The sequence below is a fragment of the Streptomyces sp. NPDC051136 genome (assembly GCF_044455745.1).
In the GTDB taxonomy this organism is placed as follows: Bacteria; Actinomycetota; Actinomycetes; order Streptomycetales; family Streptomycetaceae; genus Streptomyces.
In genome coordinates, this window is sequence record NZ_JBITFE010000005.1 from 194,889 (window position 1) to 209,089 (window position 14,201).

Here is a 14,201-nt window from a genome sequence, read left to right on the forward strand (position 1 = left end):
TGCGATAGGGCCGCAGAGCCCCGCCTCCGCACCTCTTCCTTCACCTTTCGCAGCGCGCTTCTCGCGCTGGTTCCTCACGGGAGTCCGCCATGTCCGTACCCACCCCTGCCGCCACCGCCGTCGCCGCCCCGCTGCCCGTCCTCGGCCGGGACGTCACCGTGCCGCTCGTCACCGGCGGTGAAGTCACCTACGCCGCGCTCGACTACGCCGCCAGCGCGCCCGCGCTCCAGCGGGTCTGGGACGACGTGGCCGCCTACGCGCCGTACTACGGCAGCGTGCACCGCGGCGCCGGCTACCTGTCGCAGCTGTCGACCGACCTGTTCGAGAACGCCCGCGCCACGGTCGCCGCCTTCCTCGGCTGCCGGGACGACGACCAGGTGGTCTTCACCCGCTCCACCACCGACTCCCTGAACCTGCTCGCCGCCGCGCTGCCCGCCGGGAGCAGGGTCTTCGTCTTCGAGACGGAGCACCACGCCTCGCTGCTGCCCTGGCGGGACGCCGACGTGACCTACCTCGACGCCCCGCGCACCCCCGCGCAGGCCGTTCAGACCCTGGAGCGCGCCCTCGCCGCCCGCGAGCCGTACGGGCCCGCCCTGGTCTGCGTGACCGGCGCCTCCAACGTCACCGGCGAGCTGTGGCCGGTACGTGAACTGGCCGCCGCCGCACACGCGCACGGTGCCCGCATCGTGCTGGACGCCGCCCAGCTCGCCCCGCACCACCCCGTCTCCGTGACCGACCTGGACGTCGACTGGGTCGCCTTCTCCGGGCACAAGCTGTACGCCCCCTTCGGCTCGGGCGTGCTGGCCGGACGGGCCGACTGGCTGCGCGAGGCAGAGCCGTACCTCGCCGGTGGCGGCGCCAGCCGCCGGGTCAGCCGGCGCGCCGACGGCGGCGTGGACGTCCAGTGGCACGACAGCGCCGCCCGGCACGAGGCCGGGTCGCCCAACGTCATCGGCGCCTACGCCATCGCGTCCGCCTGCAAGGCGCTCACCGAGGCCGGGTTCGACACGCTGGTCGCCCGCGAGGAAGAGCTGATCCGCAGGGTGCGGGAGGGCCTCGCCGGGGTTCCCGAAGTGCGGATCCTCTCCCTCTTCGGCGACGACGCGCCGCGCGTCGGGGTGCTCTCCTTCGTCGTCGAGGGCTGGAACAGCTCCCACTTCGCCGCGGCCCTCTCCGCCGAGTACGGCATCGGGGTGCGCGACGGCCTCTTCTGCGCCCACCCGCTGCTGCGCACCCTGCTCGGCAGCGACCCGCAGGCGCAGGGCGAGTGCGGCGCACCCGAGGCGGTGCCCGGCGAGAAGTCCCTCAACGCCGTCCGGGTGAGCTTCGGCGCGGGCACCCCGGACGAGCACGTCGAGCGGTTCGTGAAGGCCGTCAAGGAGCTGGTGAGCGACGGCGCCCGGTGGAAGTACCGCACCGAGGACGGCCGTTGCGTGCCCGACACCACCTCGGCCGCCGACGCCTGAGCGGCCCGGGGGAGGAGGCCGGCCCCGGGTCGGGGGAGCGGCGCGGCGGTACGGTCACGCGCCCCTTCGGGGCGCGCCCGGCCCGGGTCGATCAGTTGTCCAGCCCGATGGCGAACGCCGCCTCCAGGTCGTGCTGCGAGTACGTCCGGAACGCGACGTGCGTGTCCGTGCCCTCCACGCCGGGGATCTTGCTGATCCGGCCGGGGATGACCTCGGCCAGGTCCTCGTGCTCGTTCACCCGCACCATGGCGATCAGGTCGTAGGTGCCGGTGACGGAGAAGACCTCGCTGACGTTCTCCAGCGCGGCGATCTGCTCCGCGATCTCGGGAATCCGGTCCACGCTGGTCTTGATGAGGACGATCGCGCTGATCACGGCTGGTTCTCTCCCTCGGGCGCCGTCACTGGAACGCCCCCAACTCTAGTCGTACGCCCGAACCGGGCCCAGGCGAAGAGGAAGCCGAGACCGAAGCCCACCAGGTGCGCGAGGTACGCCACCCCCGGCCCGTCACCGGCCCGGCCCGCCGCCATCCACTGCAGGGCCGCCCAGAACGGCAGCACGAGCCAGGCCGGGAAGCGCAGCGGCAGGAAGAAGAGGAAGGGCAGAAGGCTGGTCACGCGGGCCCGGGGGAAGAGGAACAGGAACGCGCCCAGGATCGCGGAGATCGCCCCCGAGGCGCCGACCAGGGACTCCTGGGAGTGGGCGTTGGCGCCCGCGTAGCCGAGCAGGGCCAGGTAGCCGCAGCCGAGGTAGAACAGGGTGAACTGGAGCCTACCCATCCGTTGTTCGGTCATCGCGCCGAAGACGTAGAGGAAGAGCATGTTGCCCAGCAGGTGCACCCAGCTGCCGTGGACGAACAGCGCGGTGGCCGGGGTGAGCGCCGAGCCGGGGGAGTCCTCGAACAGTTCTGCGGGGATCACGCCCCAGCGCCGGAAGTGGGCGCGCTGCGCCGCCAGCTGCTCCTCCCCGGTGCCGTACAGCGGGTTCAGCCCCGCCGCCGGGCTGACCAGGAACAGCAGGCAGCACAGCGTGATCAGCGTGTAGGTCACCGGCGCCGCCCGGCCCCCGGGCGGGCGGGCCGGGACGAGCTTCCTGGCCGCCCCGACCGTCCTGCGGGCCGTCCTGCTCCAGTTGCGGATCATGGATACAGAGCATGACGTAACGGACGCGAGGGTCCATAGCGCCTCGCCGCCGTGGACACGCGGGCGTCGGGTACCCGCCAGGCCGTAGGGTTACGAGCCACACGCACCGGGGAGGCCCGGCGCGTCACCGACACTGGAAGAGAGCGAACAGCCACGATGACGGTTCCCCTGCCGACCGACACGACGCGGTGGCGCTGCACCCTCTGCGGCAACCTCACCCGCTTCGACGTGACCCGGGCCTCGAAGGTCGTCGAGTACGTGCACCTCGACCTGGCCGGTGAGCCGACGGTGGAGGAGCGCGAGGTGCTCAGTGAGACCATCGAGTCGGTGCGGTGCCGCTGGTGCAACGCCGTGGACCAGGTGGAACTCGTCGACAGGCCGGATGCCGCCTCCTGAGTGGAGCGGCCCCGCACCAGGCGATTCCGGCGCGGGATCGCCCTGAGACATTGGGGTGACGGATGGTGGAGACACACGGCGGGGGGCCGGGCGACGGCGCCGCTGAGGTGCTCGACCGCCCGCTGCCCGACGGCGTGCGCCGCCGGGTCGTGCAGATCGTGTCCGACGGCTTCGGCTCGCTCACCCTCGGTGAGCTGCCCGCCCAGCTGAGGCAGTACGCCAGGTTCGCCCCCAACCGCAGGGCCAAGTTCGCCGGCAACGCCATGGCCGCCGCCGTGGAGACGGACCCGCTCTTCCGCCAGCGCGTCGGCGAGAAGTTCCGCGACGCCCAGCCGGAACTGGCCGGTGCCCTCGACGCCGGGTCCGCCCTCCCGGCCGCCGACCCGCTGGACGTGGCCGCCGCCGCCTACGTCCTGCGCCCGCACGGCTGGGTGAAGCTGGTGACCGCCGCCGGCGAGGAGGCGCAGCGCGCGGACGCCGAGCGCGCCGACGAGGAGAGCCGCGCCGAGCTGGAGCGGCTGCACGAGGAGCTGGCCCGGGCCCGGGAGCACACCAAGGCCGAGACCGAGCGGCTGCGCGCCGAGCTGGACACGGCGAAGCGGGAGAGCGAGTCGCTGCACCGCAAGCTGCGCTCCGCCCTCAGCGACGTCAAACGCGGCGAGGCCGCGCTGCGCAAGCTCCGGGCCGAGACGGACGCGGCCCGCGCCGAGGCGCACACCCAGGTGTCCGCCGCCGAGAGCGAGGCCCGGCGGCTCAAGGCCCGCCTCGGGGAGGCGGAGGCCGCCCTGGAGGCCAGCCGCAAGGCCGCCCGCGAGGGCCGCAGCGTCGAGGACATGCGCGTGCGGCTGCTGCTCGACACCCTTCTCGACGCCACCCAGGGGCTGCGCCGCGAGCTGGCGCTGCCCCCGGTGTCCGTGCGGCCCGCCGAGACCGTGGACGCGGTCGAGCCGGGCCGGATGACGCCGAAGGACATCGCCAACCGGGCCCTGTCCGAGAACGACCCGGCCGTCCTCGACCAGTTGCTGGCGCTGCCCCAGGCGCACCTGGTCGTCGACGGCTACAACGTCACCAAGACCGGCTATCCCCAGATGCCGCTGGAGAAGCAGCGCCTGCGGCTGCTCGGCCAGCTCTCGCAGCTCGCCGCGCAGACCGGCGCCGAGATGACCTGCGTCTTCGACGGGGCCGAACTGGCGGCGCCCGTGCTGCTCGCGCCGCCGCGCGGGGTGCGGGTGCTCTTCTCCAAGCCCGGCGTCACCGCCGACGAGCTGATCCGGCAGCTGGTGCGGTCCGAGCCGCCGGGCCGGCCGGTCATCGTCGTCTCCACCGACCGCGAGGTGGCCGACGGTGTGGCGCGCGCCGGCGCACGCCCGGTGGCGTCCGTGGTGCTCCTCAAGCGGCTTTCCTAGCCCCTGATTCACTTCCGTACCAACCGCAACGTAGGCGCCCTATGCCCGAATTGACGGAACCGTGACGCAACGTAGTGTCAGGTCGACGTCACTGCAGGTGAGTTGTGGCGAAAAACGCGGTGCGTAACCGTGATTTTTCGGCGGAGGATTTGAACTGATCACGAGTGGGTCACTAGGGTCACCCTTCGAACCCTCGAACGGGTGATCCCTCTCAAGAAGGAGCTCGTCTCCGTGGCGTCCCACCGTCGTCCCAAGCAGCCGAGCCGCACGCGCGTGACCGTGCTCACCACCGCTGCCGCCGCCGCTGTCGCTCTCAGCTCCCAGGCCGCCAACGCCGCCCCGAGCGAGAAGCCGAGCAAGGACGAGGTCAAGGCCAAGGTCGACAAGCTCTACGAGGAGGCCGAGCAGGCCACCGAGAAGTACAACGGCGCCAAGGAGAAGCAGGAGAAGCTCCAGAAGGAGATCTCCACCATCCAGGACAACGTCGCCCGCGGCCAGGAGGAGCTCAACGAGCTGCGCGACGGCCTCGGTTCGATGGCCAGCGCCCAGTACCGCTCCGGGGGCATCGACCCCTCCCTCCAGCTCTTCCTGTCCGCCGACCCGGACAACTACCTGGACAAGGCCTCCACCCTCGACCAGCTCAGCGGCCAGCAGGTCGAGGCGCTGAAGAAGATCCAGGTCAAGCAGCGCGACCTCGCCCAGCAGCGGTCCGAGGCCTCCGAGAAGCTCAAGGACCTCTCCGCAACCCGCACCGAGCTGGGCAAGAAGAAGAAGCAGGTCCAGGGCAAGCTCTCGTCCGCGCAGAAGCTGCTCAACACGCTCACCGCGCAGGAGCGGTCGGCCCTCCAGGAGGAGGAGCAGCGCTCCAACCGCGCCAGCGAGCGCCAGGTGCTCACCGGCGGCAAGTCCACCCCGGCCTCCGGCCGCGCGGGCGCCGCCTTCGCCGCGGCCCAGGGCAAGATAGGCACGCCGTACGTCTACGGCGCCACCGGTCCGTCCTCCTTCGACTGCTCGGGCCTGACCTCCTGGGCGTACGCGCAGGCCGGCGTCGGCATCCCGCGCACCTCCCAGGCACAGGCCAACTACGGCACCCGCATCTCCTCGATGAGCCAGCTGCAGGTGGGCGACCTGGTCTTCTTCTTCAGCGACCTGCACCACGTCGGCCTCTACGCCGGCAACGGCCAGGTCCTGCACGCGCCGCGCACCGGCACCAACGTCCGCTACGAGTCGATGAGCACGATCGGCGGCCCGTTCATGTTCGGCGTGCGCGTCTGACCGCGGTCGGCGTGTGCCTCTGAAGGTGCCCGGCGTGTGCCTCTGACCGTGCCCGGTGCGGAGGCCCGGCCAGGTGCCGCCGCGCCACCCGGAACCAGTCCCGCCGTACCGCCCGTTCGGGCGAATCACGTCCGGGTCGTGTGACCCCCCGCCCCGCCGGTGACCTGCGTCAGCGGCGGGGCGTCGTGTTGCGCGGCCCCGGAGGTCGTTGGCCGGTGCCCCGCCGCGGGGTTACTGTCTGCCGCGTTTCCCCGTCCGCCAGCGGAAGGAGTGCGGCTTCCCGTGGGGTCCCATCGCCGCCTTGCACCATCCGGGTTCGACCGCGGCTCCACCGCCGCCGTGGGCCTGCTCTCCGTCGCCGCCGCGCTCCTGGGCGCCGTACCGGCCACGGCCGCGCCGCACGACGACCGGCGGGCGGAGGTGGACCGCCTGCACACCGAGGCGGAGCAGGCGACCGAGGCGTACAACAAGGCCGACGCGCGCACCGACCGGCTGCGCGAGGAGGTCTCCACCGCGCAGGACCTCATCGCCCGCCGGCAGCAGCACGTCAACACACTGCGCGACGCGCTCGGTTCGCTGGCCGGGGCCCAGTACCGCTCCGGCGGCATCGACCCGTCGCTGGCGCTGCTGCTGTCCGCCGAACCGGACGACTACCTCGACCGGGCCTCCGTGCTCGACCGGATCACCACCCGTCAGGCGGGCGAGCTGAGAGAGCTCCAGCAGGCGATGCGCGACCTCGCGCAGGACCGCGCCGAGGCGGCCGCCAAGCTCGCCGAGCTGGAACGGGGCCGCAAGGCCGTCGCCGCCCACAAGAAGACCGTGGAGCGCAAGCTCGCCAAGGCCCGTGCGCTGCTCGCCGCCCTGCCGGACGACGAACGCGCCGCCTACGGGCGCGGCTCCCGCTCCGGCCGCGAGGACCTGACCGCCCTGGCCGGCGCCGCCGCTCCCGCCTCCGGCCGCGCCTCCGCCGCCTTCGCCGCCGCCCGCTCCGCCCTCGGCAAGCCCTACGTCTGGGGTGCCAACGGCCCCTCCGGCTTCGACTGTTCGGGCCTGACCCAGTGGGCCTACGCGCAGGCCGGCGTCGGCATCCCGCGCACCTCCCAGGCGCAGTCCGGCACCGGGCGCCGGGTCTCCCTGTCCGAGGCACGCCCCGGCGACCTGGTCGCCTACCGCAGCGACGCCAGCCACATCGGCATGTACGCCGGCAACGGCCAGGTGATCCACGCCCCCTACCCCGGAGCGCCGGTGCGCTACGACCCGGTCGGCATGATGCCGATCTCGTCCATCACGCGGGTGTGACACCGGCGAGGGTCCCCGGGCCCGGCCCGGCCGGTGCTCGTGCCTGCCGCGGCCCGGCTCCCGCTCCTCGCGGGGGTGTGATGCCGGTGCGGGGCTTGCGGGCTTGAGGGGAGCTGGTGCCTGGGGCCTGCCGGGTCGGGGCCCTCGGCGCCCGCGGCGCCGTCGCCGGGGTGTGCGATGCCGGTGCGGGCTCACGAGCTGGACGCGGCCGGTGCCTGGGGCCAGGGGCCTGGGGCCTGCTGGTTCCCGGCGTCGGGCGCTCGACTTGGATGCGATGCCGGTGCGGGGTTCACGGGTCCGACGGAGCCGGTGTCCGTGGCCTGCCGGGTCCCGGGTGCCCGTGCGTCACACGGGGGTGGCACCCGTGCCGGCCCCACGGGCCTGACGTGCCGGTGCTCGCGGGCTGCCGGGTCACGGCTCCCGGGGGCCCCGGTCCGGTGCCGTCCCCGGTCCCGCGCCCGTACGATCGGGAACGTGGCTGGTCGAACGCGGGTGCCGGGGTGGTCGGCGGGGGTGCTGTGCCTGCTGCTCGTCGGGCTCGTGGGCTGCGGTGGCGGGAGCGTGGCCGATCCCGCCCGGGCCGAGGTCCAGGGGGTCCTCGACCGGCGGGCCGCGGCCGTCCTCGCCCACGACGCGGCCGCCTACGCGCGCACCGGCGCCGGTGCCCGCTTCGGCGACCTGAGCGCGATCCCGCTGGCCGCCTGGTCGTACCGGGTGCGGGACCTGGACCGCAGCGGCGACACCGCCACCGCCGACGTCGAGCTGCGCTATCGCGTCGAGGGCTACGACCGGGGTGCCGTGGCCACCGGCCGCACGCTGCGGCTGAGCCGGGAGGGCGCCGGCGGACGGTGGTCCGTCGACTCCGACCGGCCCGCGAAGAAGTCCGGCCAGCAGCCCTGGGACCAGGGCGAGGTCGAGGTCGTCCGCGGGACGCACAGCCTGGTCCTCGGCGTCGGGCAGCCCACCGGAACCCTGCGCCGCTTCGCCGGCCTTGCCGACCGGGCGGTGCCCGCCGTCGCCGACGCCTGGGACGGCGACTGGGCCCGCCGGGTGGTCGTGGTCGTCCCCCGGTCGCTGGAGGGCATGGCGGGCCTGCTCGGCTCGCCGGCCTCCTCCTACCGGGGCATCGCCGCGGTCACCACCGGGGAGACGGGCGGCCGGGAGCACGCCCCGGCGGACCGGATCATCGTCAACCCCGACGCGTACGGACTCCTCGGCGACCTCGGCCGGCAGGTCGTCCTCACCCACGAGACGACCCACGTCGCCACCCGCGCCGACACCACCTCCGCCACGCCGCTGTGGCTCTCCGAGGGCTACGCCGACTGGGTCGGCTACCGCGACAGCGCGCGCGCCGCCGCCGAGGCCGCCCCCGAGCTGGCCGAGGCGGTCGCCCAGGGCGAGGTGCCGGCGCGGCTGCCGACGGACGAGGACTTCGGCTTCACCGCCGACGCGCAGGAACTGGCCCGGGCCTACGAGGGCGGCTGGCTGGCCTGCCGGATGATCGCCGAGCAGTGGGACGAGGACCGGCTGGACGCCTTCTACCGCGCCGTGGGCGCGCACGGCGAGCGCGCGGGCGCCGTCGAGGACGCGACGAGGAAGGTGCTCGGGACGACCCAGGAGGACTTCACGGCGCGCTGGCGGGAGTATCTGCGGACGCGGCTCGGCTGAGCCCGCCGGGCTCTCCGGCGCCGCCCGGGCGCCCGGGCGGCACCGTGTCCCGCCACAGGGCGCGGGCGCCGACGAGCGTGGCGGCCACCAGCAGGACGTTGCGGACGGCCAGGAGCGTGATGCCGAGCGGGGTGCTCGTGACGACGTCGCCGAACAGGAGCGGGAACTCCAGCAGCGTCACCAGGCTCGCCACCAGCACCAGGGTGACCGGCACCCGCATCCGGCTCTCCCGGAAGCACCGGCAGACGGCACCGACGCCGATCAGCCACACCAGGTACTGCGGACTGATCACCCGGCTCGTCACCGTGAACATCAGCACCGCCACGAAGGCCGCGTCCGCCGCCGTGTGCGCCGCGAACCCCGGGCCCCCCGACCGCGCGGCCAGCAGCCGCCACAGCACCAGCCAGCCGAACGCCACCCCGCTGAGCGCCATCGAGACCGTGCCCACCGTGCCGACGTGCGGGCCCAGGAACTCCATGGAGCCGTAGTTCAGCAGCACCCCGCCCTCCCAGCCGAAGTGCCGCGCGACGTGGAAGACCAGCGAGCCCAGCGACTCCACCTCGACGCCCCGCTCACGCTGGAACGTCAGGAACGCGAACGCCCCCGGCATCGACACGGCGAACAACGCGGTGAGCCCCGCGCCGCTCAGCACGGCGGCGAGCCACGGCGCCCGTCCCCGCATCCCGAGGAGCACCATCGCGGGCCACACCTTCAGCAGCGCCCCGAGCGCCGCCAGGCCGCCGGCCACGCGGGGATGCCGGCCCGCGGCGAGCAGCGCGGCCACCGCGACGGCGGTGACCATCACGTCGTAGCGGGCGTACACCGTCGGGCCGAGCAGCGGCACGCCCACCACCCACACCCACGCACCGCGCGGCGAGCGGCCCGGCCCCCGGCCCGCGTGCCACAGCAGCGCCAGGACGGCGGCGTCCGTGACGCAGACGAGGACGAAGAACGCCGTCGCGTACTCCAGGAAGGGCAGCAGGCCGGGGGAGACGATCGGGAGGGCCGCGGCCGGCGGGTACTGCCAGGTGACGTCCGCCAGCGGAAACGTTCCGGTGCGCAGGACGTCGGACCAGCCCCGGTAGATCACGGACACGTCGCTCGTGACGTCCGGGCCGGGGAAGACCAGCACCTTCAGCACGAACAGCAGCAGCACCAGCCGCGAGGCGCCCCAGGTCGACAGCAGCCACACCGGTGACCGCCTCGCGTCCTTCGTCTCCACGTGCTCCCTGCCCGTCCGTCCTGCCGGCCGCTGCTGCCTTCCGGTGCGGACATGATGACCCGGACACCTGTACGTGTGCCACAGGAGGCGGCCCGGTCCGCACCCGGCGGCCGGTTCGGTAGGGTCGGCGACGTGCGCAAGACCTTGATCGTGACGAACGACTTCCCGCCCCGTCCGGGTGGCATCCAGGCCTTCCTGCACAACATGGCGCTGCGCCTGGACCCCGAGCGGCTGGTCGTCTACGCCTCCACCTGGAAGCGGAGCCGCGAGGGCATCGAGGCCACCGCCGCCTTCGACGCCGAGCAGCCCTTCACCGTCGTACGGGACCGTACGACGATGCTGCTGCCGACGCCCGGCGCCACCCGGCGTGCGGTGGGCCTGCTGCGGGAGCACGGCTGCACCTCGGTGTGGTTCGGGGCCGCCGCGCCCCTCGGCCTGATGGCCCCGGCCCTGCGGAAGGCGGGCGCCGAGCGCCTCGTCGCCACCACCCACGGCCACGAGGCGGGCTGGGCCCAGCTGCCCGCGGCCCGCCAACTGCTGCGCCGGATCGGCGAGTCGACCGACACGATCACCTACCTCGGCGAGTACACCCGCTCCCGCATCGCGGGCGCGCTCACGCCGGAGGCCGCCGCCCGGATGGTGCAACTGCCGCCCGGTGTCGACGAGAAGACCTTCCACCCGGGCAGCGGCGGCGACGAGGTGCGCGCCCGCCTGGGCCTCACCGACCGGCCCGTCGTCGTCTGCGTCTCCCGCCTGGTCCCGCGCAAGGGCCAGGACACCCTGATCCGCGCGATGCCCCGCGTCCTCGCCGCCGAGCCGGACGCCGTCCTGCTGATCGTCGGCGGCGGCCCCTACGAGAAGGACCTGCGCCGCCTCGCCGCCGAGACGGGCGTGGCCGGCTCCGTCCACTTCACCGGCCCCGTGCCCTGGTCCGAGCTGCCCGCCCACTACGGCGCCGGGGACGTCTTCGCGATGCCCTGCCGCACCCGCCGGGGCGGCCTCGACGTGGAGGGCCTCGGCATCGTCTACCTGGAGGCGTCCGCGACCGGTCTGCCCGTCGTCGCCGGCGACTCGGGCGGCGCCCCCGACGCGGTGCTCGACGGCGAGACGGGCTGGGTGGTCCGCGGCGCCGACCCGGACGAGTCCGCCGACCGCGTCATCACCCTCCTCGCCGACCCGGAACTGCGCCGCAGAATGGGCGAGCGGGGCCGCTCGTGGGTCGAGGAGAAGTGGCGCTGGGACCTGCTGGCGGAACACCTGAAGGCGCTGCTGTAACGCGGGGTGCCTTGTCGGCACGGGGGAGTCGCACTGACCTCAGGGGCGCGGGGAACTGCGCGACCAGCCCCGTCGGACGGGATGCCGCCAACGAACCGCACCCGGCACCCCATGGGCGCCCCTACTTGGCGTAGATCGCCTCGATCTCGTCCGCGTAGTCCTTCGCCACGACGTTCCGCTTCAGCTTCAGCGAAGGCGTCAAGTGCCCCGAGTCCTCGGTGAACTGAGCCCCCAGCACCCGGAACTTCCGCACCGACTCCGCCTTCGACACCGCCGCGTTCCCGTCGTCGACCGCGTCCTGGATCGCCGCGAGCAGATCCGCGTCGTCCCGCAGCGACACCGCGCTCGACCCGGCCGGCTTCCCGTGCTCCTCGCACCAGCGGCCCAGGAACTCCTCGTCGAGGGTGACCAGCGCGCCCACGAAGGGCCGCCCGTCGCCGACCACCATGCACTCGGCGACCAGCGCGTGCGCCCGGATGCGGTCCTCTATGACGGCCGGGGCGACGTTCTTGCCGCCGGCCGTGACGATGATCTCCTTCTTGCGGCCGGTGATCCGCAGGTAGCCGTCCTCGTCGAGGGTGCCGATGTCGCCGGTGTGGAACCAGCCGTCGGCCAGCGCCTGAGCGGTCGCGGCCGGGTTGTTCCAGTACTCCTTGAACAGGTGCTCGCCGTGCAGCAGCACCTCGCCGTCGTCCGCGATGCGCACCACGGAGCCGGGCAGCGGCTGGCCGACCGTGCCGATCTTCTGCCGGTCCCAGGGGTTGAAGGCGGTGGCCGCGCAGGACTCGGTCAGGCCGTAGCCCTCCAGGACGGTGAAGCCGATGCCGCGGAAGAAGTGGCCGAGCCGCTCGCCGAGCGGGGCGCCGCCGGAGATCGCGTACTCGCCGCGGCCGCCGAGGACCGTACGGAGCTTGCTGTAGACGAGCTTGTCGAAGACCTTGTGCTTGATCTTCAGACCGACGGCCGGGCCCGACGGGGTGTCCAGCGCCTTGCTGTACGCGATGGCGGTGTCGGCGGCCTTGTCGAAGATCTTGCCCTTGCCGTCGGCCTGCGCCTTGGCCCGCGCCGAGTTGTAGACCTTCTCGAAGACGCGCGGCACGCCCAGGATCAGCGTGGGCCGGAACGCGGCCAGTTCGTCGGTGAGGTTCTTGATGTCGGGGACGTTGCCCAGCTTGATCGGCGCGATCATCGGCGCGACCTGGACCAGCCGCCCGAAGACGTGGGCGAGGGGGAGGAAGAGCAGGACCGAACACTCACCGGTGCGGAAGAGCGGACGCAGCCGCTCGACGACGTTGCCGCACTCGGCGAAGAAGCTGCGGTGGGTGAGCACGCAGCCCTTGGGGCGGCCGGTGGTGCCGGAGGTGTAGACGATGGTGGCGGGGTCGTCCGCCTTCGCGATCGAGCCGCGCTCCTCGACGGCACGGTCGGTGACGTCCTGTCCGAGGCGCCCCAGCTCGTCCACCGCCCCGGCGTCGATCTGCCAGAGGTTCTTGAGGGCGGGCAGCTGCTCGCGCACCGACTCCACGGCCGCGGCGTGCCCGGCCGACTCCACGACGCACGCCGTGGCCCCCGAGTCGCTGAGGATCCACTGCACCTGCTCGGCGGAGCTGGTCTCGTACACCGGCACGGTGATCGCGCCGGCGCTCCAGATCGCGAAGTCCAGCAGCGTCCACTCGTACCGGGTACGGGACATCAGGCCGACCCGGTCGCCCGGCTGGACACCGGAGGCGATGAGGCCCTTGGCCGCGGAGTGCACCTCGGCGAGGAAGTCGCGCGCGGTCACGTCCTGCCAGGCGCCGCCCACCTTGCGGGCGATGACGGCGACGTCAGGATGCTGCGCGGCGTTCCTCCTGACGATGTCGGTCAGGTTTCCGTCCGTGGGGACCTCGTACAAGGCCGGAAGGCTGAACTCGCGCAAGACTGCTGCTCCTCATAGGGCGCCGGCGCCACGACACTGTGTGATGCGACGGTGCGGTCCAAGGGTCGGGCAAGTGCTCCGGAGAACTCATGCGCGATTCACATGTTGAAATCCAGAGCACGACTGGACGGCCCGGACGTTACCCGTCGGTATGCGTTCTCCGACAGGGGGTCCCCGCGAGATGTTCGCCGCGTCACACGGATGGGGTTTGCTTTGCGCACAGTAGTCGACGGATCAACCGACCAGCCAGTAACCGCAGGTCCGACCGCCACTGTTCACATCAGGCACGCGCTGCTTACGCTTGATCGCCATGGCACCCACACCGCCTCGTAACACGAGCACGCGCGTCCACGTGGTCAGCGACGTCCACGGCAACGCCCGCGACCTGGCCAGGGCCGGCGAGGGCGCCGACGCCCTGATCTGTCTCGGGGACCTGGTCCTCTTCCTCGACTACGCCGACCACTCGCGCGGCATCTTCCCCGACCTGTTCGGCGTCGCGAACGCCGACCGCATCGTGGCGCTGCGCACCGCCCGCCGCTTCGACGAGGCCAGGGACTTCGGCAGGCGGCTGTGGGCCGAGACCGGCGGGGACCCGCGCGAGCTGATCGAGCGGGCGGTGCGCAGGCAGTACGCCGAACTCTTCGCCGCCTTCCCGACTCCGACGTACGCCACCTACGGCAACGTCGACGTGCCGCCGCTGTGGCCGGAGTTCGCCGGGCCCGGCACCACCGTGCTCGACGGGGAGCGGGTGGAGATCGGCGGCCGCGTCTTCGGCTTCGTCGGCGGCGGCCTGCGGACCCCGATGAACACGCCGTACGAGATCAGCGACGAGGCGTACGCGGCGAAGATCGAGGCCGTCGGCGAGGTGGACGTGCTGTGCACCCACATCCCGCCGGACGTCCCGGAACTGCTCTACGACACGGTGGCCCGACGCTTCGAGCGGGGCAGCCGCGCGCTGCTGGACGCCATCCGCCGCACCCGGCCCCGCTACGCCCTGTTCGGCCACGTCCACCAGCCGCTGACCCGGCGGATGCGCGTCGGGGCGACCGAGTGCGTCAACGTCGGCCACTTCGCGTCGACGGGACGGCCCTGGGCGCTGGAGTGGTGACCGGGGGCGGCGGACCCGCGCAGGTGGG

At 73.3% G+C, this 14,201-nt stretch carries 12 protein-coding genes; 8 read left to right on the top strand and 4 right to left on the bottom strand.

The annotated features are described in order from the left end of the window. Positions 1-89 precede the first annotated feature (89 nt). Positions 90-1,466, top strand: coding sequence for an aminotransferase class V-fold PLP-dependent enzyme (locus ACIBCJ_RS16150; RefSeq protein WP_365980140.1), 1,377 nt, complete (start codon positions 90-92; stop codon positions 1,464-1,466). Between the two features lie 91 nt (positions 1,467-1,557). On the opposite strand, the gene ACIBCJ_RS16155 is transcribed toward ACIBCJ_RS16150, so the two are convergent. Together ACIBCJ_RS16155 and ACIBCJ_RS16160 are read right to left on the bottom strand one after the other, a co-directional pair. Continuing rightward, positions 1,558-1,839: an Lrp/AsnC family transcriptional regulator gene (locus tag ACIBCJ_RS16155; RefSeq protein ID WP_055416531.1), complete on the bottom strand. Its 282-nt coding sequence runs from the start codon at positions 1,837-1,839 to the stop codon at positions 1,558-1,560. Next, entirely contained in the window at positions 1,836-2,606 is a 771-nt protein-coding gene (locus ACIBCJ_RS16160) for a rhomboid family intramembrane serine protease (protein ID WP_365980141.1), read from the bottom strand. Before ACIBCJ_RS16160 ends, ACIBCJ_RS16155 begins: the two co-directional genes overlap by 4 nt. A 156-nt stretch (positions 2,607-2,762) precedes the next feature. Between ACIBCJ_RS16160 and ACIBCJ_RS16165 the strand changes: the two genes are divergently transcribed. The 5 genes from ACIBCJ_RS16165 (at position 2,763) to ACIBCJ_RS16185 (ending at position 8,650) form a co-directional block, all read left to right on the top strand. Continuing rightward, positions 2,763-3,002, top strand: a complete 240-nt coding sequence (locus ACIBCJ_RS16165) for a hypothetical protein (protein ID WP_030402115.1) — start codon at positions 2,763-2,765, stop codon at positions 3,000-3,002. Between the two features lie 62 nt (positions 3,003-3,064). After that, on the top strand, positions 3,065-4,408 hold the full coding sequence (locus tag ACIBCJ_RS16170; protein WP_362102001.1) for an NYN domain-containing protein: 1,344 nt from the start codon (positions 3,065-3,067) through the stop codon (positions 4,406-4,408). 231 nt (positions 4,409-4,639) lie between these two features. Next, entirely contained in the window at positions 4,640-5,683 is a 1,044-nt protein-coding gene (locus ACIBCJ_RS16175) for a C40 family peptidase (protein ID WP_133888378.1), read from the top strand. 282 nt (positions 5,684-5,965) lie between these two features. Then, a complete protein-coding gene (locus tag ACIBCJ_RS16180) occupies positions 5,966-6,982 on the top strand; it encodes a C40 family peptidase (RefSeq protein ID WP_362102006.1) in 1,017 nt (338 codons plus the stop codon). A 474-nt stretch (positions 6,983-7,456) separates the two neighbouring features. Then, positions 7,457-8,650, top strand: a complete 1,194-nt coding sequence (locus ACIBCJ_RS16185) for a hypothetical protein (RefSeq protein WP_365980143.1) — start codon at positions 7,457-7,459, stop codon at positions 8,648-8,650. Here ACIBCJ_RS16185 and ACIBCJ_RS16190 read toward each other — a convergent pair. Beyond that, a complete protein-coding gene (locus ACIBCJ_RS16190; RefSeq protein ID WP_365980144.1) occupies positions 8,607-9,872 on the bottom strand; it encodes a glycosyltransferase family 87 protein in 1,266 nt (421 codons plus the stop codon). The genes ACIBCJ_RS16185 and ACIBCJ_RS16190 overlap by 44 nt on opposite strands. 132 nt (positions 9,873-10,004) lie before the next feature. Between ACIBCJ_RS16190 and ACIBCJ_RS16195 the strand changes: the two genes are divergently transcribed. Beyond that, complete coding sequence (locus ACIBCJ_RS16195; protein ID WP_362505512.1) at positions 10,005-11,147, top strand: glycosyltransferase family 4 protein; 1,143 nt, start codon at positions 10,005-10,007, stop codon at positions 11,145-11,147. A 121-nt stretch (positions 11,148-11,268) separates the two neighbouring features. Here ACIBCJ_RS16195 and ACIBCJ_RS16200 read toward each other — a convergent pair whose 3' ends face one another. Next, on the bottom strand, positions 11,269-13,065 hold the full coding sequence (locus ACIBCJ_RS16200; protein ID WP_365980145.1) for an AMP-dependent synthetase/ligase: 1,797 nt from the start codon (positions 13,063-13,065) through the stop codon (positions 11,269-11,271). 310 nt (positions 13,066-13,375) lie between these two features. Here ACIBCJ_RS16200 and ACIBCJ_RS16205 point away from each other — a divergent pair, with 310 nt between their 5' ends. Next, a complete protein-coding gene (locus tag ACIBCJ_RS16205; protein ID WP_133888383.1) occupies positions 13,376-14,173 on the top strand; it encodes a metallophosphoesterase in 798 nt (265 codons plus the stop codon). Positions 14,174-14,201: the final 28 nt, after the last annotated feature.